This is a genomic window from Methanocalculus chunghsingensis (assembly GCF_018132105.1).
In the GTDB taxonomy this organism is placed as follows: Archaea; Halobacteriota; Methanomicrobia; order Methanomicrobiales; family Methanocorpusculaceae; genus Methanocalculus; species Methanocalculus chunghsingensis.
Window position 1 is genome coordinate 92860 of sequence record NZ_JWHL01000003.1, and the last position, 22705, is coordinate 115564.

20 protein-coding genes and 1 tRNA gene are annotated in these 22705 nt (G+C 54.0%); 11 read left to right on the top strand and 10 right to left on the bottom strand.

The annotated features are described in order from the left end of the window. The first annotated feature begins 106 nt into the window (after nucleotides 1-106). From RJ53_RS03270 to RJ53_RS03285, 4 genes are read left to right on the top strand one after another with little or no spacing between them, the layout of a single operon-like run. Nucleotides 107-1261 carry an iron-containing alcohol dehydrogenase gene (locus RJ53_RS03270; RefSeq protein ID WP_211530192.1) on the top strand — a complete coding sequence of 385 codons (1155 nt, stop codon included), beginning with the start codon at nucleotides 107-109 and terminating at the stop codon, nucleotides 1259-1261. Next, nucleotides 1245-2924, top strand: coding sequence for a sensor histidine kinase (locus RJ53_RS03275; RefSeq protein ID WP_211530193.1), 1680 nt, complete (start codon nucleotides 1245-1247; stop codon nucleotides 2922-2924). The genes RJ53_RS03270 and RJ53_RS03275 overlap by 17 nt, the downstream gene beginning before the upstream one ends. Further along, a complete protein-coding gene (locus RJ53_RS03280) occupies nucleotides 2911-3354 on the top strand; it encodes a response regulator (RefSeq protein ID WP_211530194.1) in 444 nt (147 codons plus the stop codon). The genes RJ53_RS03275 and RJ53_RS03280 overlap by 14 nt, the downstream gene beginning before the upstream one ends. Before the next feature lie 5 nt (nucleotides 3355-3359). Continuing rightward, a complete protein-coding gene (locus tag RJ53_RS03285; protein WP_211530195.1) occupies nucleotides 3360-4376 on the top strand; it encodes a response regulator in 1017 nt (338 codons plus the stop codon). A 2-nt stretch (nucleotides 4377-4378) separates the two neighbouring features. Here RJ53_RS03285 and RJ53_RS03290 read toward each other — a convergent pair whose 3' ends face one another. Genes RJ53_RS03290 through RJ53_RS03300 form a run of 3 tightly spaced genes read right to left on the bottom strand, consistent with a single transcriptional unit; the run spans nucleotide 4379 to nucleotide 5884 of the window. Then, a complete protein-coding gene (locus RJ53_RS03290) occupies nucleotides 4379-5023 on the bottom strand; it encodes a DUF2284 domain-containing protein (RefSeq protein ID WP_211530196.1) in 645 nt (214 codons plus the stop codon). A gap of 58 nt (nucleotides 5024-5081) precedes the next feature. Beyond that, nucleotides 5082-5516, bottom strand: a complete 435-nt coding sequence (locus tag RJ53_RS03295) for an adenylyltransferase/cytidyltransferase family protein (protein ID WP_211530197.1) — start codon at nucleotides 5514-5516, stop codon at nucleotides 5082-5084. After that, the gene (locus tag RJ53_RS03300) at nucleotides 5513-5884 is read right to left on the bottom strand and encodes a Mov34/MPN/PAD-1 family protein (protein ID WP_211530198.1); all 372 of its coding nucleotides are present in this window, start codon (nucleotides 5882-5884) and stop codon (nucleotides 5513-5515) included. The genes RJ53_RS03295 and RJ53_RS03300 overlap by 4 nt, the downstream gene beginning before the upstream one ends. Before the next feature lie 84 nt (nucleotides 5885-5968). On the opposite strand from RJ53_RS03300, the gene RJ53_RS03305 reads away from it, so the two are divergent. Next, the gene (locus RJ53_RS03305; protein WP_211530199.1) at nucleotides 5969-6694 is read left to right on the top strand and encodes a M48 family metallopeptidase; all 726 of its coding nucleotides are present in this window, start codon (nucleotides 5969-5971) and stop codon (nucleotides 6692-6694) included. A gap of 40 nt (nucleotides 6695-6734) precedes the next feature. Here the strand turns inward: RJ53_RS03305 and RJ53_RS03310 are convergent, their stop codons facing one another. The 4 genes from RJ53_RS03310 to RJ53_RS03325 form a co-directional block, all read right to left on the bottom strand. Beyond that, nucleotides 6735-7379: a HepT-like ribonuclease domain-containing protein gene (locus tag RJ53_RS03310; RefSeq protein WP_211530200.1), complete on the bottom strand. Its 645-nt coding sequence runs from the start codon at nucleotides 7377-7379 to the stop codon at nucleotides 6735-6737. A 45-nt stretch (nucleotides 7380-7424) separates the two neighbouring features. Beyond that, a complete protein-coding gene (locus tag RJ53_RS03315) occupies nucleotides 7425-7637 on the bottom strand; it encodes a hypothetical protein (protein WP_211530201.1) in 213 nt (70 codons plus the stop codon). Nucleotides 7638-7737: 100 nt separating this feature from the next. After that, nucleotides 7738-8820, bottom strand: coding sequence for an ABC transporter permease (locus RJ53_RS03320; protein ID WP_211530202.1), 1083 nt, complete (start codon nucleotides 8818-8820; stop codon nucleotides 7738-7740). Beyond that, the gene (locus RJ53_RS03325) at nucleotides 8820-10616 is read right to left on the bottom strand and encodes an ABC transporter permease family protein (RefSeq protein ID WP_343221817.1); all 1797 of its coding nucleotides are present in this window, start codon (nucleotides 10614-10616) and stop codon (nucleotides 8820-8822) included. Before RJ53_RS03325 ends, RJ53_RS03320 begins: the two co-directional genes overlap by 1 nt. A gap of 156 nt (nucleotides 10617-10772) precedes the next feature. Between RJ53_RS03325 and RJ53_RS03330 the strand changes: the two genes are divergently transcribed. Beyond that, nucleotides 10773-11666: an ABC transporter ATP-binding protein gene (locus tag RJ53_RS03330; protein WP_211530203.1), complete on the top strand. Its 894-nt coding sequence runs from the start codon at nucleotides 10773-10775 to the stop codon at nucleotides 11664-11666. 94 nt (nucleotides 11667-11760) lie between these two features. On the opposite strand, the gene RJ53_RS03335 is transcribed toward RJ53_RS03330, so the two are convergent. Beyond that, a tRNA-Lys gene (locus RJ53_RS03335) sits at nucleotides 11761-11834 on the bottom strand. 97 nt (nucleotides 11835-11931) lie between these two features. Here RJ53_RS03335 and RJ53_RS03340 point away from each other — a divergent pair. From RJ53_RS03340 to ileS, 5 genes are all read left to right on the top strand, one after another. After that, entirely contained in the window at nucleotides 11932-13404 is a 1473-nt protein-coding gene (locus RJ53_RS03340; protein WP_246495958.1) for a DHH family phosphoesterase, read from the top strand. Further along, nucleotides 13394-14014, top strand: coding sequence for a 6-hydroxymethylpterin diphosphokinase MptE-like protein (locus RJ53_RS03345; RefSeq protein ID WP_211530204.1), 621 nt, complete (start codon nucleotides 13394-13396; stop codon nucleotides 14012-14014). The genes RJ53_RS03340 and RJ53_RS03345 overlap by 11 nt, the downstream gene beginning before the upstream one ends. After that, nucleotides 14004-15653: a radical SAM protein gene (locus RJ53_RS03350; RefSeq protein WP_211530205.1), complete on the top strand. Its 1650-nt coding sequence runs from the start codon at nucleotides 14004-14006 to the stop codon at nucleotides 15651-15653. The genes RJ53_RS03345 and RJ53_RS03350 overlap by 11 nt, the downstream gene beginning before the upstream one ends. 17 nt (nucleotides 15654-15670) lie before the next feature. Continuing rightward, complete coding sequence (locus RJ53_RS03355; RefSeq protein WP_246495959.1) at nucleotides 15671-18421, top strand: cation-translocating P-type ATPase; 2751 nt, start codon at nucleotides 15671-15673, stop codon at nucleotides 18419-18421. A 69-nt stretch (nucleotides 18422-18490) separates the two neighbouring features. Continuing rightward, nucleotides 18491-21685: an isoleucine--tRNA ligase gene (gene ileS, locus RJ53_RS03360; RefSeq protein WP_211530206.1), complete on the top strand. Its 3195-nt coding sequence runs from the start codon at nucleotides 18491-18493 to the stop codon at nucleotides 21683-21685. Here the strand turns inward: ileS and RJ53_RS03365 are convergent. Together RJ53_RS03365 and RJ53_RS03370 are read right to left on the bottom strand one after the other, a co-directional pair. After that, complete coding sequence (locus RJ53_RS03365; RefSeq protein ID WP_211530207.1) at nucleotides 21671-22396, bottom strand: tRNA(His) guanylyltransferase Thg1 family protein; 726 nt, start codon at nucleotides 22394-22396, stop codon at nucleotides 21671-21673. The two genes, ileS and RJ53_RS03365, sit on opposite strands and share 15 nt — an antisense overlap. Next, nucleotides 22393-22665 (bottom strand): PRC-barrel domain-containing protein, encoded by a 273-nt coding sequence (locus RJ53_RS03370; protein WP_211530208.1) that lies wholly within the window; start codon nucleotides 22663-22665, stop codon nucleotides 22393-22395. Before RJ53_RS03370 ends, RJ53_RS03365 begins: the two co-directional genes overlap by 4 nt. Between the last annotated feature and the right edge of the window lie 40 nt (nucleotides 22666-22705).

Sequence of the window (22705 nt, forward strand, 5' to 3'; positions counted from 1 at the left end):
TGCGGAGCGCACCCGGTATCCAGTCTTCTTTCTCTCATCCTCGGTTAGGAGATGCCGGTTTATTTATCATTTCGAAGGAGGGAATAGTATCATAGGGGATCTTCTGATGACTATTGACACTCTTCGTAAGTTTGTGATGCCCGAGGTGATCATCGGGGATGGCGCACGAAACCGGGCAGGTCTCTATCTTGAAAACTACGGAATACAGCATCTTCTCCTCGTCACCGACCCCGGGGTCATCAGGGCAGGGTGGGTTGACGAGATCAGTACCCTCGCAGAAGATCACGGCGTCGATCTGACGGTCTTCGATGGCGTATCTGAAAATCCCAGGACCGATGAGGTTCATGCAGGAGCAGGGCTATACCATCGTGCCGGGTGTGATGGCATCCTTGCCATCGGGGGCGGCAGCCCGATGGACTCTGCGAAGGGGATATCCATTCTTGCCACAAACGGCGGGGATATCCGTGGATACGAAGGTGTTGACCAGATCAGGCAGATGGGCCCGCCCCTCATCTGTATCCCGACAACGGCAGGAAGCTCAGCGGATGTCTCCCAGTTTGCAATCCTCACCGATCAGGCCGCAAAAAGGAAATTTGCGATCATCAGCAAGATGATCATCCCTGATATTTCACTTATCGATCCCGCCCTCCTCGCAACGCTCCCGCGTGAGTTCGTCGCATACTCAGGGTTTGATGCCCTGACGCATGCCATCGAGGCGTATGTCTCAACCGGGAGCTCGCCACTGACCGATCTCCATGCATGTGAGGCGATACAGCTGATACGAACCGCACTCCCGAAGGCATACAGGAGCCGGGATGATTCCTCTGCTGCATTATCGATGATGCTTGGAAGCCTTCATGCAGGCCTTGCCTTCTCGAATGCGAGCCTCGGTCTCGTTCACGCAATGGGCCATGCCATCAGTGGCATGTATAATCTCCCCCATGGCGAGGTGAACTCGCTCCTTCTTCCATATGTCATCCGGCATAATTTCCCTGCAGCGAGAGAACGATACAACAGGATCGCCACGATGCTTGGTCTTCCTGTGGGTAAGATACATGAGAATGGGCCTGATGCCATCATCGATGCCATCAGGTGCCTTGGAGAAGACGTTGGGATCACCGGCACGCTCGGAGATCGTGGGATGATGAGCAGTCATATCCCTGATCTCGCCTCATCAGCAGTTCTGGATCCCTGTATTGTCACAAATCCGAACATCCCTGAAAGGGAGGAGGTTATTGCTCTTTATGAAGCGGCGCTCTGAACCCGGTCTGCGTGAACAACAGCTGCTCCGGGAGAAGATACTTGGATTCGGAGAAGGATCGCTCCGAAAGAGCCACTATCCCGAGCTTCGGGTTCGTCTCCTTGAACTTGAGCGTTTTCGTTTTATTCTGGATCAGATCGATCTTGGGATCATGATCATCGGGATGAATGATGATACCATCCTGGATTGCAATGAGGAGACCTGCCGTCTCTTTGGAAAGAGCAGGCGGGATCTCGTCGGTACGACGATCGAATCGCATCTTCATGATGCCGGCTGGTACAGCCGGATGAAGGAGGCAGGGGGTGGGGTTGAGATCCTTGCCTCTCCCCACTTTTCCACAGTATCTCCCCGATATCTGGAGGTGGCACTCCACCAGGTCTCTTTCGGCGGGGATGCGTACCTGATCACCATCGTCCGGGATATTACCGATGAAAAGGCTGCATCCGATACCATTGTGCGAACCAGGGATATGTTTGCTGCCGCCTTCAGGCTGAGCCATATGCCTGATGCATCCGAGGGCCGTATCCTCACTGAAGCACTTCAGAAGACCGTTTTACTTACGCAGAGCAGATACGGAATACTCGGGGTTGTCAGTCACGACGAACGCTTCTTCACCACCTACAGATCTGATGCCGGGTCATCCAGCCAGTCCGGGATCTCCCCGATTGGGAAGAACGGCCCCTGGGAACGGATCATGGTGGGGAATGGCGCATCCATCGCCGATGAAGGAATTCGTATGGATCTTCCGATCACAGACGGGGGATCTGTTGTTGCGATCATCTCACTCTTTGAGAAGGCCGTTCCATATGACGATCTCGATCTGAAGCAGGCGATGTACCTTGGCGAGATCCTCTGGCAGGTTATTCTCAGGCGAAGGGCCGAGGATCGCCTCAGGAGACTGAACGCCGAGCTTGAGGATCGGGTAAGTCGAAGGACGGCAGAGCTTGCCATTGCAAACAGTGAGCTTGAAGCCTTCACCTATTCCGTCTCCCATGATCTCAGGACCCCGCTGCGGAGTATTGACGGTTTCTCGCTGGCTCTTCTTGAAGATTTCGGTGAGTCTCTTCCTGCTGAAGCATCCGAATATCTCCGGCGTATCCGGGCTGCGTCACAGAGGATGGGTGATCTCATCGAGGATCTCCTCCTCCTCTCGAGAATCTCCCGAAAGGAGATCCGGCGCGAGACCTTCTCACTCTCTGATCTCGCCGCAGAGATTATTGCCGATATATCATCCTCGCATCCAAGGGCGAATGTCTCAGTTCATATATCTGAGGGGATGTTCGTCTCCGCAGACCGGAGGATGATTCGGATCGCTCTGGAAAATCTCCTTGGAAATGCGTGGAAGTTTACCGTGGGGAAGGAGAGGACCGAGATTTCATTTGATATGAGGGATGATGGGATCACCCCCGTCTATAGTATCTCTGATAACGGTGCAGGATTTGATATGGTCTATGCAAAGAAGCTCTTCCTCCCCTTCTCCCGCCTTCACTCAAATGAGGAGTTTCCGGGTACCGGGGTTGGCCTTGCAACCGTATCCCGTATCATCCGCAAGCACGGGGGAGCCATCCGTGCCGAAGCGGCCGTTGGGGCCGGAGCAACCTTTTATTTTACTTTGGGAACCAAAAATGAGATAGGAGAAGAAGAAAACCATGTTTCAGGATGAGACGATCCTTCTCGTTGAGGATAACCGTGATGATGAACTCCTGACCCTGCGGGCATTTACCCGCAACAGGATTGCAAACCCGATCGTCGTCGTCCGTGATGGTGAGGAGGCGCTGGATTACCTCTTTGCCAGGGGATCATACGCCGCCCGTCAGCAGGATTCCTTTCCGGTTCTGATCCTGCTGGATCTCAAACTGCCGAAACTGGATGGGCATGAGGTGCTCAGGGCTATTCGGCAGGATGAGAGAACCCGTCTGATCCCGGTCATCATCCTGACGACCTCCGCAGAGGAGGAGGATATCGTTGCGAGCTATGATCTTGGGGCAAACAGTTATATCCGCAAACCCGTTGACTTCTCAGAGTTTATGGAGGCGATACGACTGGTCGGTACCTACTGGCTCATCCTGAATGAACAACCCAGATTGAGGTGATATTCATGCACGAGAAACTCCGGGTACTTATCGCAGAAGATACAGAGGATGACGCACTCCTTCTCCTCAGGGCACTCAGAAAAGGAGGTTTTGATCCGGATTCCATCCGTATCTGGACCGAAGAGGGCCTTCTATCTGCACTTTCGGATGACGGTTGGGATATCATTCTCACCGACTACCATATGCCCGGATTTGGTGGGGATAATCTCATCCGGACGGTCAGGGAACGGGGATATGATATCCCGATCATCATCGTCTCCGGTGCAATAGGGGAAGAGGCCGCCGTCTCCCTGCTGAAGGACGGGGCTGCCGATTATGTGATGAAGGATAATCTTATCCGCCTTATTCCGTCAGTGAACCGGGCACTGCTGGAGGCCCGGGACCGGCAGGAGCGGCGACGGGCCGAGGATGCGCTCCGTGACTCGGAAGAACGGTACCGGAGCATGATGAGGCAGATATCAGAAGGTATTCTTCTCATTGATCGAAATACCCGTCGGATCATCGAGTCAAATGAGATGAGCTCCCGGATTCTTGGATTCAAGGAGCGGGATCTCCTCAGAATGACCATTGATGGGATTGCAGAGGGCTTTTTCCCAACAGATCTCAGAAAGAGCCGGATCTTCGAAGGGGGTATCCTGACGCCCGACGGGCGCTCGATTGACCTTGAGGTGAGTATCAGCCCCATCTCCATTAAGGACTGTCCGGACGGAGTTTCAGCTGTCATCCGTGATATCTCTGAGAAGAAAGATCTTGAAAGGCGGCAGATTAAGGCGTTTCTCCAGATAGACCATAATATCGAACAGTTTGCAATTCTTGCGGATCATATCAGAAATCCGCTACAGGTGATCCTTGGATACTCTATCCTCTCTGAGGATGCAACCTCAGAGGAGGTCATGGCCCAGGTCTACCGGATAAATGATATCATACGGCAACTCGATCATGGATGGATCGAATCTGAGAATGTCCGCCAGTTCCTCAGAAGAAACTATCGTGTTGGGGATGAGCCGGGCGACCTCCGCTGATCTCAGGTGATGAGGAGGAGGCCGACAGACCGGATATTGCCATGGATGATCTTTCCGTACTCCAGATCGGCACATGGGATCGGATCGATTTCCCATCCGACCTTTCGTGCTGTTGCAAAGACATCCATACCCACCGCCTCCATACTCGGCCGCACCCGGTCCATCATCCTGCATCTCCGGCGAAGGCTCTCATCAACGGATCCTTCAGCCTCTTCGGCGATGCAGGTCTCACAGAAGATGCATGGGTATGCTCCAAAGGCAAACGCCTTGTAATACCCATCATAAAACGCTCTCTTCTCCAGTTCCCACATCGTCTCCCAGATCCAGAGGATCATCCTGCGATAGAATGAGTGGAAGTCGGGAGGAATATCCTCCGGCCGGATCTCCGGATGTGCGGGATCCCCGTCGAACCTGACAAGCATCGCGGTTCTGTATCCTGAGAGGACCTTTCGCATCTCCTCCGGCGACGGGGTGTACGGAGGGCAGCTAAGGTGTTTACCGTACCCCTTACAACCAAAACGGCACTTCATCCGGACCCATTCTGCAACCACAATCTCCCCGACAGGGATGATCGCGGGAATGCCCCCCTTCTCTTCTGCAAATGCCGAGAGAAGAGAGAGTTCATCAGAGAGATTTTGTTTTGCCATCTCCATCACATCAGGATGGGACTCTTCCTGATATCTGATAAAGGTTGGTCTGGCTGGCTCACCGTGAAGGGGGATGGCCGCGTTGCATCAGGGCACGTTCGATGATCTTTGAGGATGAACAGAGTTCACAACCGCGGTACTCATCGATCCGGACAACAGGGATCTCAAAGCCATGGCTTCTGAGCTCTGCCTCGAGACTCTCCGGGGCGAACCGCTGGTTACATCCGATGGTGATGATGTCAGGGGCAATATCCCGGATTGGCTGGAATTTATCGGTCTTATCTCCCAGAACCGCATGATCGACCGGCTTTAATCCAAGAACCATCCTGAGCCGCTGATCCTCGGGGATGATCGGTTTTGGTTTATGCCTGACATTCTCATCCCTGGCAACGATCACCCAGAGTTCATCCCCAAGCGCTTTTGACTCTGCCAGATAGAAGAGATGGCCGGGGTGGATGATATCAAATGTCCCGGTTGCAACGACGCGGGTCATGGAAGAACCTCCAGTCCACGTGGTGTTCCATCACGTGAGAAGGCCTGCCAGTCATCCGGCCCGTATGGATACCCGATGATCAGATGGCAGCTTCCAAATCTCGGAAAGAAACTGATGTCCGCATCAGATGGGTGAATGACGCCGTTTGGATGGCTGTGTGCACTGCCGGCGAAACTCATGCCAAGTGGGATCATGTCAGTGAATATGGACGCACTCCGCTCATCAAGCCGGGTGCCGGGGAGGAGATTGATGTCGGATAGCACTCCATCCTCCGCAATCAGGAGGGCGACAAACTCCAGAGGATGCTGGCTCTTCGCCATCTCAAGGAGTGTGGAGAGTGTATCGCGACTGATGGCATGAATATTCATTGTCTGTAATTATGTGCGCCTGCTGACTATGAAAGCTTGTGGCAGGATACATTTCATCAATCCTGCCTGCATATTTCATAGTGAATGAAGGGGCAATGCTGGATCGATGGTGAAGAGATCATCTTTTATATTGCCATCAACCGCCGGCGAAAGCGTACAGCCCTTGCTATCCGGGATGATCTCTCAGTTGAGATCAGATCTCCATCTCCCCTCTCCAGGGAGACGGCCGTCTCCTTACTGAAAGCTGAAGCCTGCTGGATCAGGAAGGCACGCATGAGAAAGGAAGAGATTCTCGAGAAGACGCCGGTGCAGGAATATGAAGACGGGGCAACGATTCCGTTCCAGGGATGCCTCCTCACGATCCGGCATACCAGAACAGGGAATGGCTACTTCGCATATATCGCAGGGAATGAGCTGTATCTCTCCCTCCCTCAGGGAAGAGACGCTGTGGATGAGAGAGAGCGGATTGTCCAGGCGGTCATCAGGTGTTACTCTTCTGCGATCCTCCCCTTTGCTGAAGAGGTCGCAGGGCGGACGGCAGAGGCGATCGGTGTTCCCATACCCCGTATCAGGTTCGGCTACCAGAAGCGGCGGTTCGGATCATGCACACAGAAGAACGGGATCATCCTCAATATTCGTCTTGCTCTGGCGCCACCCGTGTACCTGGAGTACACCATTGTTCATGAGGTCTGCCATCTCCGGGAGGCGCATCATCAGAAGCAGTTCTGGGAACTCGTCGAATCAGTCCTTCCCGAATATCGGACTTTTCATGCGAACCTGCAGAAAGAGGGGATGCGGTATGCTTTGTGAACTACCCCCCGCTTGCGCAGGGGGCTTCTCGCATGTGGAGTTAAAAGAATCTGCGAAGCCCCGTCTTCTCCACTCTACTGACACCCGCCTCGCCACCAAGTGCCCCCCTGATAGCCGGCACCCTCCTCTGTACCATCGTCCAGATGAGCTGCAGGTCAGTTCCATAGCATGATCCGGTCACCTCAGGAAGTGCCATCAGCGCCTGCCATGGGACCGAAGGGTGAGCAGCTTTACTCTCCACTGAAATACAGCGTGAGAGGAGGCCAATGGCATTGAGCGTTGCCAACACCCCTGCCTGGGTCTTTCTGTCCTGCAGGAAATCATGATACTGCATCCCCTGACAGAAGGTCTCGATATCCGAGAGTGATGAAATGATCTCTCTGAGAAAGAGCCGGGAATGTTTATGGTTTGCCGCCACTCCTTCGAAGATGAGTGGTTGTAGTTCCTCCCGTACTCCCTGCATGGAGATGATCGTTATATTCTGGCCGGTCTTCTCCCTGATATAGGTGAAAAGGCCTGCCATATCGAGGAGATCCCGATCATCTGATAGGGCCACGATAACAGAAACCTCCCCGTCCCCCTGGAGCTTCGGGCCGAATGTGCCAAGTTTTGTCACACCAAACTTCTCTGTCATCTCAGCTTTCAGATTTTTGAGAATGGACGTTATCTCCTGCCGTGATCTCACCTTTCATCCCTCCTGTTCATCTCTCTCCTATCATTATCGCCGGTTTTATCGATCTCTCCCCATATCCTGCCGGAACCGCTCCTCCATATAGCGGGATACATTCTTTGTATTCCGGCTCTTCTTTCTTCGCCGCATCTCTCTCTGGCGCTGAAGGGAGATGATCATGGTGACTGAGACGTATGAGAAGAAGATGAGGAGTGCTATTGCCATCGCCAGAAAGAGATAGGCGACGATACCGGGGGTCTGGTAGAGGACCATTGCAGATGATCTCTGATTGTATCGATACCCGATAGCTCTTTCTCTCTGTCTTTCTCCGGGTGGTGGGATTCTGCCGTGGAGATCCTCTGGGGGGATATCGTCACCCTTCCCGTAATGGGAGGGTGCTGACATATGCTGCATACCGGTTGAGGAGGACTGAGAGGAGGACTGCGACTGCAACCACTCCTGCAAGAATGAGCCAGTGCAGAGATCCGATCGTCCCGACAGCCAGGCGCACCAGGAGATTCAACGGGTTGTATGGTACTGACATGATGAAGATGATCACCACCACGATTGCCGTTGAGAAGACGAACTGGGCACTCGTCCTCTCGCGATAGTGAAGGGCAACCAGGGCACCGATAAGGATCAGAACCATCGAACCGGCGATGACATGGAGGAGCATCTGCACCGGATTCTGGACAGCGATCCCGTTAATCCAGAGGAGGGCGAGCCATGCAGCAGACTGGACCGGAACGATAAGGATACAGGCGAGTATCTTCCCCCAGATCATCTCCCCGTAGGTCACCGTCGTTGAGAGGAGTGTCTCGAGTGTTTTGGACTGGTATTCTTCGGTGATGAGGTCGATGATCAACGCGGCAGAGATGATCGCCGGCATGAAGACGAGGAGCGGGATGAGAAGGCCAAAGACAAACTCATAGTAATTTGATCGGCCGCCGGTATCAGGGAAGTTCAGCTGGATCGGGTTCATTATCAGCCGATTCGAACGCACGCTCCTGAGTTCCTCCTCGTAGACGAGGAACGCCTCCTTCATCTTCACCTCAACAACGGCTGCCTGAATGTCATTCTGGAGCGTATAGAGTGTGACGATGACAGGACCGGGATCATCCGGAGGGATCTCCGGAACCCAGATGACGGCGGACAACTGCCGTTCTTTCAGTAATGCGATTGCAGAATCGAGATCGAGATTGTATAGGGCGAGATCCCTTCGATCATCGATAATCCGGGAGAGATCGCCCTCCTCACCGACATAGCCGATTCCATACTCGACACCCTGGTATCCGGCAAGAGCGTCGGGATCGTACATTGAGGTGAGGCCGATCATCAGAAACGATGAGAAGAGGGCGATAAAGAGCTGCAGGAGGATGGCGAAGACGATGGTCTTCTCTGCATAGATCCCGGAGAGCTCCTTTCGTGCAATAATTCCAATGTTTCGGCTTTTCATTATGGGATCACCCCGATGACAGCGAGATTATAGATGGCATGAATGACGGTTGCGCAACATATCCCCGGGATATACATCCGGAGCCCCCCGGCCTTCAGGGCGATAGCGACGACCCCGAGGCAGACTGCATGGAGGAGGAAGGGCATCCAGAGCAGTTCAAGGGAGAGGAAGAGGATGCTCCCAAAGACCGACTCTGTCACCTGGGCGATGGTCGCAAAGAGGAGGAGCTTCTCTCCTGCAAGGAAGCCGAGTGCCGTCGCTCCTGAACCGAAGATGACATGCCGCCATCCCAGTCCTCCGGGAAGTATCTTCGCAAGTGCATAGATCCCGATCGACTTCGCGATCTCCTCGGTTGCAGCGGCAAAGCCGATCAGGAGGAGGAGTGATAGTGGCATCGGGAGGTTGAAGACGAAGACAAGCCCCATCAGCTGTACCATGAAGACGAAGGGGATGACGAGTGCTCCAAGACTGAAGAGGGAGGGGAGGGTGTATTTCGTCGATATTCCGGCTGTTATAAACTCAATCGTCCGTGGAATGAGGTGATGGAACGAGAAGAGTCGTTCTTCATTGAAATTCACCACCCCTGCGTAGAGAAGGATTGCACTGGTGAGATAAAAGAGTGCGGTGGAGTAGATATAATCGGCGAGTGTAAATGCATCCCCCTGAATCTCAAGGACTATCAGGGTGAGCGGGGAGACGAGTGCGATCACATGGACATTGGCAAAGATGCTTGGGAAGAAGAGGTAGGATGTTGCGACTGTTGAGAAGAATATCGAGAGGAAGGAGAGTTCTTTGAAACTCCGGGCAAGCATGCCAATGACGAGGGCGGCAGCAAGGAAGAAGAGGATGACCGGGATGAGAGGGAGGATGATGATCGGAGGGAGGCTACTGATGAGAATGATCAGACCCGATATGGCAAGCATCAGCAGGAAGTAAGGGAGTGCCTTTCCGAGGATGATGGCTGATGGTCGATACGGTGTTGAGAGGAGGATCTCTCCACGCCGTTCGATCCGTTCGTTCATAATACTCATCATGAAGAACTGGGAGGTGAAGTAGAGCGGGAAGATGAAGACGAAGATCAGGATGATCGAATCGAACGGAAGTGGCGGGGCAAGCTGTGCCGGTGTCCTGAATGTCCCCGTCTCAGATTCAAACCCAAGGGTCTGTGTGTACCGCCGTATCTGATCATCCTGCACTGCGGACCTTGAGATCTCTGCCCTGAGCTGATCAGGTTCGTAGGGGATTGTTACATCGGGGGTCGCTACCGGGACGACCGGCCGCTCTGGAACCGGTGCCCTCTCTTCCGGAACCGGCGATATCCGCTGGCCAGCCTGTGTGGCGGTAAAATCAAGAAGGCTTTTTTCATACCTGCGATCTATCCAGAGCGGATATGCCGCATACAGGTCCGGTTCTTCAGCATTGATGAGTGAGGTATAGCTCTCATACACCAGGCTGAGTGCCCCAAGGGCCGCTCTCCCCTTCTCATCATCATGGACGTAGACCTCACTCCCAAGGATAATGATGTCAAAGAACTCCCTGTTTTCCCAGAGAGATGCCCCATCATCGGTAAAGACGGTGAACCGGCTGTCCGTTGCTATCATCTGCCCGGCCTCCTGATTATCGGTTCCCAGGCGGTAGATCCCATCCTGCAGATGTACCCCGCTTGATGCCGCAAATCCGGAGGCGAGGATGAGAAGGACGAAGAGGATGATGGCAGCAGGCAGCACACCACGACCCATCGTTCCGAGGGTCCGGCGAAGCTCCCATCGGGAGATGACGCTGATCTGCCTGAGCATATGCATCCACATAGCCAGAAATACGGTCGTTATCCTATAAAAGGATCTTCAAAGATGCAGGGTCCGGAGAATCACCCTCCACGTAATTAAACGGCATCCTCGACCTGAAGGTGCTTATTCGGGAAGTTTTATTCATCGTGGTGCCGATTGTGAACTATGATCCATGGCCGGGGTATTCGGAAAGAGTTTAATGGCTATACTGCACTGAAGGGGGTCGATATTGATCTCCCGGAGAGCGGAATCTTTGGGATCATCGGTCATAATGGCGCAGGGAAGACGACACTGTTGAAGATCCTCTCCGGTCTTCTCACTCCTACCGAAGGTACTCTCATCATTGATGGAATTGATGTCATCGCAGATCCGACTGAGCTGAAGATGCGTCTCGGCTACCTGCCGGAGGAGTCGCGCCTCTATGATACGATGACGGTGGATGCCTATCTGAATTTCTTTGGGGAGATCTATGGGATGAGCCGATCTGAGATACAGCGACGCTCCGACGAACTCCTCACCTCCCTCAACCTCGACCATAACGGGAAGAAGATCGGCGAACTCTCAAAAGGAATGCGGAGGAAGGTTGCGATCGCGCGATCAATTCTCCATGATCCCGATATCCTTGTCTATGATGAAGCCACCTCCGGCCTCGATCCGATGACCTCGCGGTTCATCACCGCCTATCTCCGCACCCTCAGGCGGGAGGGCAAGACGATCATCATCTCCGCACACAACCTCTACCAGGTGGAGGAGATCTCAGACTGGGTGCTGATCCTCTCAGAAGGTGTCGAGGTCGCGTCAGGTTCCATGGATGAGCTCCGGGAGAGGTTCGGCTCGATAACCTATTATATCCATTTCCTGATCGATGATCCCGCTTCTCTCAGGGAGATCGCGGATATCATCCCTGATGACGGCATGTACAGGGCGAGTGTGAAGACCCTTGACGGATTGAATGCTGTTACCGCCCAGATCTCCTCCTCCGGGGGGCGTGTTGAACGGATTGAGTCACGATATCCAAGTCTTGAAGAGATGCTGATGGCTGTCGGGAAGAATGGATAATGATACTGCCTTCATCTCCTTTTCAGCGAAGGAGATTGCGGCAAAGGGTAAAACTGAAACAAGACGATGATAGCCATAAAAGAAGTCATGAAAACGGGCCTGAAGGGATTTGAACCCCTGACCTACGGATTAAGAGTCCGTCGCTATTCCTAACTAAGCTACAGGCCCTCTGTTTGACCTAATACCGTTGATTTCATACCTATATATTACTTGTGAATTACGCCTGAAACAGCATTATTATCTGGTAGCCCCAATAAGAATAGGTATGGCGGATGGAGGCAAAGGTGACCCGAGGCCGAAGGTTCGGTATATGGTATTTGGCTGCGGGAGCATCGGCTATAACGTCATCGAAGAGCTTCTCAAAGAGACGAATAATATTCTGGTCATCGATTCTGATGAGAAGAGGGTTGAGGATTTAAAAGATCAAAAATATCAGGCACTTGCCCGTGACATTTCAGATCCGGATCTCTTTAAAGACCTTCCAATCCCGGAGATCGTCTTCATCCTCTCAAGCAATAAAGAAGCCAATCTCAATGCCGTGGAACAGACAAAGAAGACGCATCCTCAGGCATTCTCGATAGCACGGGCAGTTGATCTCTTCTCGGTCGATACCCTCGCTGAAGCAGGAGCCGACGTTGTTCTCTATCCTCAGCAGGTGGTGGCAAAGTCCGCAGTCCATCATATGAAGACGCTGACCGCCGCACGGAGTGCGCATCGGCTCTATTCAGTCTTTGAGGGGTGGACCGGCACTCTTGGCGTACTCACCCACAGAAACCCGGATCCGGATTCCATCTCAAGTGCCATGGCCCTCTGCGCCATTGCACAGGAGGCAGCACAAGGGCAGTTAACCTGTCGCATCCTCTATGAAGGGACCGTCGGCCACCAGGAGAATCGTGCCTTCGTCAACCTTCTCGATATTCAGATGGAGAGGATGACCCCGGAGAAGCTTGCAGAATGTAACCATCTTGCCCTGGTTGACTCTCCGGGACCGGGAATCAATAATGATCTCAATCCCGGCACCCAGGTTGATATCATCATCGATCATCACAGCATCGAGGGGATAGAACGCAGTTATAAACCTGATTTTATTGATATCCGGCCTGAGAGCGGTGCGACTGCGAGCATCTTCGCCCAGTACCTTCAGGAACTTGACATCAGAATCGATACGAAGATCGCAACAGCCCTCTACTACGGCATTCGCGCAGATACCCGGGAGTTCCGGCGCAATGTCACTCCAAATGATCTCTATAACGCAGCATATCTTCTTCCCTTATCTGATACTGATCTCCTTGACAAGATCATGTCCCCATCATTCTCACAGGAGACGCTTGAGGTTATGGGGAATGCCATCTCCACCCGCTCCATTAAGAACGGATATCTCTTCTCAAATGTCGGGTTTATCAGGAATCGGGATGCGATTCCACAGGCGGCTGATATGCTGGTAAATCTTGAGGGTGTAACGACAGCACTCGTCTATGGCATCACCGATGCCCATATCATCATCTCTGCCCGTAATAAGGATATCCGGGTGCATATCGGCAATGTCCTCAAGGAAGCCTTCGGGGACTTCGGTGATGCCGGCGGCCACGGGACAATGGCGGCTGCACAGATTCCATTAAACTACTTCTCGATGGTCCGGGATAAAGAAGACCTCCTGAAAATGATCATCGATCCGATCCTTCACAAATTTACTGATATCGTTGGTATTGATGATAATGGGGATAAAAATGAGGTTTGAGGAGTTTGAGCCTCATTACCTTGAGATCCTTGATTACTTCGGCTTTGACCGGGAAGGTGATGAGGAGGCTGCACGCCTCCTCTCAGAGCTGCTTGATCGTGATGATCTTTCACTTCTCAGGGATCGGATCTCAGGCAATGTCGTGACGGTCTGTGGAAATGCAGAGATCCTCAGAGAGCAGCTCAATGATATCGAAGGTGTCGTCATTGCTGCAGATGCTGCGGCCCTCGTCCTCTATGATGCGGGTATTCTTCCTGACGTCATCTTCACCGATCTCGATGGTGCCGATGATCCCTTCATCACGATGAGTGACGAGGGGGCTCTCATCGTCGTTCATGCTCATGGTGACAACAAACCTCTCCTCTCCCGCTGGGTTTCACGACTGAAGGGGCCTCTTGTCGGTACCACGCAGAGCCGGCCATTTGATGGAATCCATAACTTTGGCGGCTTCACCGATGGTGACCGTGCCGTATTTGCCGCAGACGCACTCGGGGCAGAGAAGATCATCATCCTCGGCTTCGATCTCTCGGACACCTCTGTCGATCCGATGAAGCGGGGGAAACTCCTCTGGGCACGGAAACTGCTCGGGATGATCGGCTATGACCTCTGACGCCCTTATTATCGACGGGTATGTCGATGAACCCGCATGCCTTGGGGTCCCTCCGTACATCTCCCCGTATATCAGGACGGTCGCTGGTGTTCTCTATCATGCAGGGTACCGGGTACAATACAGGACGATCGATGAGATCCGATCTGCACCGCAGGAGGTGCAGAGCCTCCGGAATATCCCCCTTGTTGTCGTGATTGCCGGCCAGACGGTGCCTGGCAAGTATCTTGCAGGGACTCCTGCAACCGCAAATGAGCTTCACCAGATCGGATCGCTCTTTGAGGGGAGTTCTGCGCTGCTGGGTGGCCCGGTCGTCCATGGGATCTCATCGGGCGGGGGTACGCGGGCAGTGAAGGAGCTGATGGCCGGGTACCGTGAACTCCTTACCGGCGATCCCGCAACCGCACTTCAGCGGTTCCTGGAAGGATCTGATCCCGCTGGTGACGAGGTGTACGATGAGAGCAGGATATGGAGCATCCTCGGGGCGGAGATCATCAGGGATCACCCGCTCTATCCGAATATCATCATCGAACTTGAGACTGCAAAAGGATGCTCCCGCTCCACCACAGGGGGCTGTTCCTTCTGCACAGAGCCGTTCTATGGGCCGCCCAGGTACCGTCCCATATCAATGGTGGAAGAGGAAGTCTCTGCCCTGTATGCCGCCGGTGCCCGTCACTTCCGCCTCGGCCGTCAGCCGGATCTCCTTGCCTATGGAACAGGGGGAGGAGAATTTCCGATCCCGGATCCGGAGAAGATCCGATCCCTCTTTACGGCCATCCGCCGGGCAGCACCGGATCTCCGGACCCTTCATATCGATAACGTCAATCCGGGGACGATCGCTCATCACCAGGAGGCGTCGCGTGAGGCGCTGGCTGCAATCGTTGAAAATCATACTCCGGGGGACATTGCAGCATTCGGGATGGAGACCGCAGATCCCGCCGTCATCTCGGCAAATAATCTGAAGGCATCACCGGATGAGGTGATGGATGCTATCCGGATCGTCAATGAGATCGGGGGGCGGCGGGATGCAGACGGGGTACCGCATCTCCTTCCCGGACTGAACTTCGTCTGCGGGCTTGCAGGTGAGACGGAAGAGACCTACGACCGAAACCGTGCCTTCCTTGAAGAGCTTCTCTCCTCGGGGCTGCTGGTCCGGCGAGTGAATATACGTCAGCTGATGCCGTTTGAAGGGACACGTGCCTATGAGGAGAATACTCTTGATCAGCACCATCCACTCTTTCGTTCTTTTAAGGAATGGACCCGGAAGAGATTCGACCCCGTCATGCTCGAAGCCGTCTTTCCGATCGGGACGGTGCTGCGGCAGGTTGCCGTGGAGGTTGCCGGCCCTCTCTCGCTTGGCCGCCAGATGGGAACATACCCGATCCTTGTTGGTCTCCCACTGGCCTTTGAGAAGGGGGACCTCCTTGATGCAGCTGTTGTCGGATATGGAAGCAGATCGCTCACCGCTCTTCCTGTACCGATCATGATCAACCAGCTGCCGGCATCTGCACTGAAGGCACTCCCCGGCATCGGAAAGAAGACCGTGGCATCGATCATGGTCCGGCGCCCGTTTCAGGATATCAACGCCTGGAAGAAGGTGACCGGGGGCACTCTGATCGATGATCTGATCACCTTCGTCTGAGGATAAAGCGAATATCTATGTACGGCATATTGGATAATATGCCGCCAAAAGCCGTTCCGGAGGATGAACCCAATCTTCTATGGCATACGCTTGGGATCAGGGAGATCCGGGATCGGCTTGAGACTGGTGATGATGGCCTCCCTGCACTGGAGGCAGCGCGACGATCAGAGGAGTATGGCAAAAACAGCCTCCCTGAGAGGAAACCCCCCTCCAGAATCCGTATCTTCTTCCGGCAGTTTGCAAGCCCTCTCATCTATGTCCTCATCGCCGCTGGTGTTCTCTCAATAGCATTTGAAGACTGGACCGATGCGATCTTCATCTTTGCTGTCATCTTTTTAAATTCAGGCATCGGGTCCATCCAGGAGTGGAAGGCGGAGAAGAGTGCGGCCGCTCTTGTGCAGATGCTCAGGATTTACGCCCGGGTGCGGCGGGATGGGCATGAAGAGAAGATCTCAGCTGAGGATCTGGTTCCCGGTGATATCGTCATCCTTGAGTCCGGGAGCCGGGTGCCTGCTGATCTTCGGATCATCTCCGCTTCATCACTCGCTATCGATGAATCTCTCCTGACAGGGGAATCCGAGCCGACAAAGAAGAGGACGGTGACATTACCTGAGGGTACAGCAGTCGCCGATCGTCACAATATGGCGTATGCCGGGACAACCGTCGTATCCGGCCGGGGTACCGGAATCGTTACGGGAACCGGTCTCCGGACAGAGATCGGAAAGATTGCAGCCTCCGTCAGCAGTTCAGCGATGGGGAAGCCCCCGCTCCTCATCCGGATGGAAGCCTTTGCTCAGAAGATCAGCATCGCCGTCCTCTTTGCATCCGCCCTCATCGCCGTTATTGTTCTCTCCCAGGGTGAGCCTCCCCGTGAGGTCTTCTTCCTGGCAATCGCCCTTGCAGTCGCCGCAATACCGGAAGGCCTTCCTGTTGCCCTGACCGTCGCCCTTGCCATTGCAACCGGACGGATGGCTGAGCGGCATGTGATCGTGAGGCAGTTATCAGCTGTCGAGAGCCTTGGAAGCTGCACGGTCATCGCAAGTGACAAGACGGGAACACTGACGGTGAACCAGCAGACTGCCCAGGTCGTTATCCTCCCCGATGGTACCGAATATACCGTATCCGGTGAGGGATACACTGGAGAAGGAGAGATCACTCTCTCCGGAGATACCAGTGTATCCTCCGAAGAGCCGATTTTCACGCTTACAAAGGCTGCCATCATCGCAAATGAAGGAGATCTCAGGGAGCGTAATGGCGAGGGATGGCTCTCCCATGGAGATGCGATGGATATCGCCCTCCTTGCCCTCGGATACAAGGCAGGTATTGATCCGGCCGTCATCCGTGATGAGATTGCAGTATTGGCAGAGATCCCGTTCTCATCAGAGAACAGGTTCACCTCCGTCTGGTATCAGGAGGGGGATGAACGGAGGGTTGCCGTCAAAGGGGCGCTTGAGGTCATCCTCCCCGGCTGCAGGACGATGCTCACTGGTGAAGGGAGTCTCCCCGTCGATGCAGAGGCGATTGAGAGGCAGATAGACTCCCTGACCGGGAGGGGATACCGTGTTCTCGCGATAGCCGGGGGGCTCTCCGACCCCGAAGAGGTGAAAGGGGGTCCGCCCCCGCTCCTCGAACTCTATGGCCTTGTTGGTTTTATCGATCCCATCAGGCATGATGTCTACGAGTCCGTTCGTGAGTGCAGGGAGGCTGGTGTCGATGTTGTGATGATCACAGGCGATCATCCAAAGACCGCCCTCGCGATTGCACGGCAGCTTGCTATTGCCGATGATGAAGGGGATCTCATCACCGGGAGCGATCTCGCGGCGGTCGGCGCTCCTGACAGTCCTGCCTTCCTCTCAATGGTGCAGGACCGGCATGTCTTTGCACGGGTGAGCCCGGATCAGAAGCTGCATATCGTCAATGCCCTGAAGGCATCGGGGGAGTTCGTTGCTGTCACCGGTGATGGCGTCAACGATGCACCGGCTCTTCGATCCGCCAATATCGGGGTTGCAATGGGATCGGGGACCGATGTTGCCAAGGATACCGCCTCGATGATCATCACGGACGACTCCTTCTCGTCTATCGTCGCCGGAATCGAGGAGGGGCGGTATGCCTATGACAATGTCAGGAAGGTAACCTATCTCCTCGTCTCGACAGGGTTTGCTGAGGTCGCCCTCTTCATCGCAGCCCTTGCAATAGGACTTCCCCTTCCCCTCATCGCTGTCCAGCTTCTCTGGCTGAACCTTGTGACAAACGGTATCAAAGGGGTGACCCTCGCATTTGAGCCAGGCGAAGCAGGCGCGATGCAGCGGCCACCACGGAGTCCTGATGAGCCCGTCTTCAATGATGTCATGATGCGCCAGATCGTTGTTGCAGGCCTGACGATGGGGGGGATCGCCCTTGCCAGCTGGTACTGGCTCCTGGGTACCGGGTACTCAGAGAGTGAGGCGCGCAACCTCATCGTCCTTCTGATGGTGATGCTTGAGAACTTCCATGTCTTAAACTGCAGATCAGAATACCGGTCGTTCTTTAAAATTCCCATCCAGACAAACCTCTATCTCTTCGGGGGCATCGTCGCCGCCCAGGTGATCCATACCGGCGCCATGTACATCCCATTCTTCCAGGATGTCCTTGGCATCGCCCCTGTCTCTGCCACAGAATGGGTAATGGTGATCATCCTCTCCTCCAGCGTTCTGCTGGTGATGGAGATCTATAAATTCATCATCAACAGGAGGGGGACGGCGGAGGGCGATCTCCTTGTCACCTCCTGATGACTGTGGAAAACCCTTTGTCTGGTTCCACCCAACGTATACGAGAACAGAGCAGATCGAGGGATCCAGGTGGAAGACGTCACAGGCAGCTATACCCCGCATGGGGTTGAGGAGGAGGCACGGGCATTCTGGTGTGCTGAGGATACCTACAAAAAAGTAAAGGAACTGAGGAAAAACGGACGACCATTCTTCTTTGTTGATGGTCCTCCCTATACCACAGGGTATATTCATCTCGGAACAGCTTGGAACAAGATCCTCAAGGATGCTATTCTGCGGTACCACCGGATGCATGGTCTCGATGTCATCGACCGCGCAGGATATGATATGCATGGCCTCCCCATTGAGGTGCGTGTCGAAAACGAGCTTGGTTTTGAATCCAAAAAAGATATCGAGACCTTCGGGATCGATAAATTCATTGAAAAATGCAGGGATTTCGCCGTCACCCATAAAGAGATTATGAGCCGACAGTTCTCTGATCTCGGGGTCTGGCTGGATTTCGAGAACCCGTATCAGACCATCTCGGATGACTATATTGAGGCTGCCTGGTATACGCTCAGGCGTGTCAGTGAAGAGGGGATGCTTGAGCGTGGATACCGTGTCGTCAACTGGTGCCCACGATGCGAGACCGCGATCGCTGATGCAGAGGTTGAGTACTGGGATGAGACCGATCCGTCGATCTATGTCAAGTTCCCGATACAGGGTCTCACCGATGAGTATCTCGTCATCTGGACGACAACACCATGGACACTTCCCGCAAACGTCGCCGTCGCCGTCTCGGCTGAGGCAACATATGCACGGGTCCGCGCCATCCGTGACGAGGTCGCCGAGATCCTCTGGATTGCCGAAGAGCTTGTCGAGGGCATCCTGAAGGCAGGCAGGTACCAGGACTACGAGATTCTTGGGACAAAGAAGGGATCTGACCTGGTTGGAACCACCTATGACTCCCCGCTCCTCGATACCGTTCCGATGCAGGCATCGATCCCTCATCGGGTTGTTGCCGCAGACTTTGTCGCGATGGAACATTCAGGGATGGTCCATATCGCTCCCGGCCATGGATGGGACGACTATGTCCTCGGTCTGAAAGAGAATCTCCCGATAGTCTGCCCGGTTGATGGAACCGGGGCATTCACGGAAGAGGCAGGGGCTTTTGCCGGCCGTCCCGTCAAAGAGCCTGAGACGAATAAGGATGTGGTCAGAGCCCTTGGTCCGGCTCTGATTGCCGAGAAGAAGCTGACACACCGGTACGGCCACTGCTGGCGGTGCAAGGCTCCAAACATCTTCCGGGCCACCTCTCAGTGGTTCATCAGGGCAAGCGAGGCGAAAGAGAAGATGCTCACCTCGATCAGGGATGATGTGACCTGGTATCCTGACTGGGCGGGGAGTGCCCGGTTCCATGACTGGATTGACGGGGTACGGGACTGGTGTATCTCCCGCCAGAGATACTGGGGTATCCCGATCCCGGTCTGGGTCTGCTCCTCCTGTGATGAATACAAGGTCGTCGGGAGATTCTCTGAACTTGAGGAACTCTCAGGGATGACGATCACCGACCCCCATCGCCCGATGGTCGATGCGATCACCATACCCTGTGCCTGTGGGGGAACAATGCGCAGGGTCGAGGATATCTTCGATGTCTGGTTCGATTCAGGTGTGGCATCATGGGCAACACTCAGCTATCCGGGTGAACAAGAGGCATTTGATACCCTCTGGCCTGCTGACTTCATCACAGAAGGGCAGGATCAGACCCGGGGCTGGTTCTATTCACAACTCTGCCTCTCCCAGATCGCTTTTGGGCAGCCTGCATACAAAAAGGTCCTGATGCATGGATTTGCCCTTGATGCACAGGGGAAGAAGATGTCAAAGAGCTTTGGCAATGTCGTCACCCCCGAAGAGGTCGTCGAAAAGTTCGGTGTCGATGTTCTGCGGCTCTACATCCTCTCTGCAAGTGCTCCATGGGACGATCTGAAGTTCAACTGGGAGGGTGTCAGGACAGTACACCGGGCATTAAATATCCTCTGGAATGTCTATCGGTTCCCGATCCCGTATATGCGCCTTGATCGCTTCTCGCCAGCGGTTGATACAGACGGAGTCTATGATCCCTCGGCAATTGGTGCGATTGCCTCGTCGGGTGCTGTTGAGGATCGCTGGCTGATATCAAAGACGAACTCACTCATCTCCGAATTCAGCGAGGCGATGGATGAGTATCAGATCCATCGTGCAACACGCCGTCTCCAGACCTTCATCGTTGATGATCTCTCGCGCTGGTATGTTCAGCTGGTCCGGCAGAGGATGTGGCTTGAAGAGGAGTCTGAGAGCAAGCAGCAGGCCTATGAAACGATGTACTATGTGATGCGGTCGCTTGTCCGTGTTGCCGCCCCCGTCATCCCACACCTCGCCGAGAAGATGTACAGAAACCTGAAGCTTGGTGGTGACCCGGAGAGTGTCCATATGCTCGACTGGGTGGCACCGGATACATCTCTCATCAATCCCGGAATCGAAGGGGCGATGCGTGTCGTCCAGTCCTTTGATGATGCTGTTGCAAATGCGAGGCAGGCCGGTAAAAGGAAACTGCGCTGGCCGGTAGGGGAGGTCATCATCGTTACAGAGAGTGATCAGGTGAAAGAGGCGATTGCTTCCCTCCTCACCCTCTGCAAGGCACGTGCCAATTGCAGGGATATCACCGTCGTCTCCGGCACCTGGGATCGGATCCTCTGGACCGCTGAGCCACAGATGAAGAAGATTGGTCCGGAATTTGGAAAAGAGGGGCCGCTCCTGAAACGTGCCATTGAGGAGGCTGATGGAACCGCTCTTCGTGCGCAGATACGTAAGGGTGGTTCTGCAACGATCCCAATCGGGGATCGCGACGTTACAATAACCCCGGATCACGTTGCCTTCAGTGAAAAACTTCCTGACAATGTATTCTCAGCCCGGATGCCGGATGCGACCGTCTACATCGATGTCACCCTCACCGATGATCTCGAGGCGGAAGGGTATGCACGTGAGGTTATCAGGCGTGTTCAGGAGATGCGCAAACAGATGGATCTCGCCGTTGATGATACTATCAAAGCGACGATCGTCATCGGAGAGCCGCGTATTCTCGGCCTCCTTGAAGGATCCCAGGACTGGATTGCCGGAGAGATCCGGGCATCATCCCTCCTTTTTGCCCAGCAGAAGGGTGGTGATCCTGTAAGCGGCGGTCTTGCTACAGAATGGGATATCGAAGGGATATCTGTCTGGATAGCCCTCGTGCAATCAGATAAGGAGTGAAGAGAGGTACTTCCTCCCCTCTTCCGTATGGAAGATTGGAGGGTTTCTGTCCGGGACGATCCGTGATCGTATTGTCATCGTCTCTTCTTCGGTTACCGGATTATATCCCTGATATTCTTCCTCTCTTCTGCAGACAATGACTCCGCGCCTCTGCCATGCTGGCGTCTCTGCAAGGTTTATCCCCCGGGAATACATCATCTCATGCATTGCCGGTGTGTTCATCCTGTGGAGTCTCTCCTGGACTTCTGTCGGAGGATATCCCTCCTCTCCAAGCGCCCACTGGCAGTATGCGTTATTGTGGTTTCTCCATGCCTCCTTCTGACGCCAGATGAGATACTCAACAGCAATATCATTTGATACCGGTATAATGCGTGCATCAAATGAGATTGGATCACTCAACCCGAGCTCCAGGGTCAGCGCGCTTGCAGCATATGATGCGGCAACTGAATCGAGCTTCTCGATACGCCCCTCAAATGGAAGGGTTCTGAGGAAGAGATTGATCTCATCGGAGAAGGTGTAGGCAACCTGAAAAGAGAGGCCGCTCCTCCCAAGAAGGAGCGAGGCAACCGCCTCCATTGCGTCTGCCAGCCTCTGATCAAACGGTTTTGTAAGGGATAAAGCCCGGGCTGTACTGCGAAAGGATCGCCCGTCCAGCCTGATGAAACAGGGGGCCGTCGTCCGAAGTGCAGAGAAGATCTCCCGGTCTTTCATTCAAACTGGTCCCGTGCGGCAGACGTCTTGAATGCCCCCGGAATATGACGAATCAGAACGATATCAGAAACCTCTTTTATGAGGCGGTATGGTATCTTGACACCCTTAAACGCCTTTAGATCGATTATGTCGGGATTAATCTTTGTGACTGCAATTGCTGCCATCTTCTTATTATCGACATCAATAATAACATCCTCAATATTTCCAATAAATACGGCTCTGTCGGTATAGACACTCATGCCAAAGAGATCTGTAATCTGCCACTTCATAGGTATCTGTTCAAGATATATACTAAATACTTAAAAAAGA

What these genes read in the sequence shown, in the direction of transcription:
- RJ53_RS03270 (WP_211530192.1), top strand. Translation starts at nt 107, where the DNA reads ATGACTATTGACACTCTTCGTAAGTTTGTGATGCCCGAGGTGATCATC.
- RJ53_RS03275 (WP_211530193.1), top strand. Translation starts at nt 1,245, where the DNA reads ATGAAGCGGCGCTCTGAACCCGGTCTGCGTGAACAACAGCTGCTCCGG.
- RJ53_RS03280 (WP_211530194.1), top strand. Translation starts at nt 2,911, where the DNA reads ATGTTTCAGGATGAGACGATCCTTCTCGTTGAGGATAACCGTGATGAT.
- RJ53_RS03285 (WP_211530195.1), top strand. Translation starts at nt 3,360, where the DNA reads ATGCACGAGAAACTCCGGGTACTTATCGCAGAAGATACAGAGGATGAC.
- RJ53_RS03290 (WP_211530196.1), bottom strand. Translation starts at nt 5,023, where the DNA reads ATGGCAAAACAAAATCTCTCTGATGAACTCTCTCTTCTCTCGGCATTT.
- RJ53_RS03295 (WP_211530197.1), bottom strand. Translation starts at nt 5,516, where the DNA reads ATGACCCGCGTCGTTGCAACCGGGACATTTGATATCATCCACCCCGGC.
- RJ53_RS03300 (WP_211530198.1), bottom strand. Translation starts at nt 5,884, where the DNA reads ATGAATATTCATGCCATCAGTCGCGATACACTCTCCACACTCCTTGAG.
- RJ53_RS03305 (WP_211530199.1), top strand. Translation starts at nt 5,969, where the DNA reads ATGAAGGGGCAATGCTGGATCGATGGTGAAGAGATCATCTTTTATATT.
- RJ53_RS03315 (WP_211530201.1), bottom strand. Translation starts at nt 7,637, where the DNA reads ATGGTCCTCTACCAGACCCCCGGTATCGTCGCCTATCTCTTTCTGGCG.
- RJ53_RS03320 (WP_211530202.1), bottom strand. Translation starts at nt 8,820, where the DNA reads ATGAAAAGCCGAAACATTGGAATTATTGCACGAAAGGAGCTCTCCGGG.
- RJ53_RS03325 (WP_343221817.1), bottom strand. Translation starts at nt 10,616, where the DNA reads ATGCTCAGGCAGATCAGCGTCATCTCCCGATGGGAGCTTCGCCGGACC.
- RJ53_RS03330 (WP_211530203.1), top strand. Translation starts at nt 10,773, where the DNA reads ATGATCCATGGCCGGGGTATTCGGAAAGAGTTTAATGGCTATACTGCA.
- RJ53_RS03340 (WP_246495958.1), top strand. Translation starts at nt 11,932, where the DNA reads ATGGCGGATGGAGGCAAAGGTGACCCGAGGCCGAAGGTTCGGTATATG.
- RJ53_RS03345 (WP_211530204.1), top strand. Translation starts at nt 13,394, where the DNA reads ATGAGGTTTGAGGAGTTTGAGCCTCATTACCTTGAGATCCTTGATTAC.
- RJ53_RS03350 (WP_211530205.1), top strand. Translation starts at nt 14,004, where the DNA reads ATGACCTCTGACGCCCTTATTATCGACGGGTATGTCGATGAACCCGCA.
- RJ53_RS03355 (WP_246495959.1), top strand. Translation starts at nt 15,671, where the DNA reads ATGTACGGCATATTGGATAATATGCCGCCAAAAGCCGTTCCGGAGGAT.
- RJ53_RS03365 (WP_211530207.1), bottom strand. Translation starts at nt 22,396, where the DNA reads ATGAAAGACCGGGAGATCTTCTCTGCACTTCGGACGACGGCCCCCTGT.
- RJ53_RS03370 (WP_211530208.1), bottom strand. Translation starts at nt 22,665, where the DNA reads ATGAAGTGGCAGATTACAGATCTCTTTGGCATGAGTGTCTATACCGAC.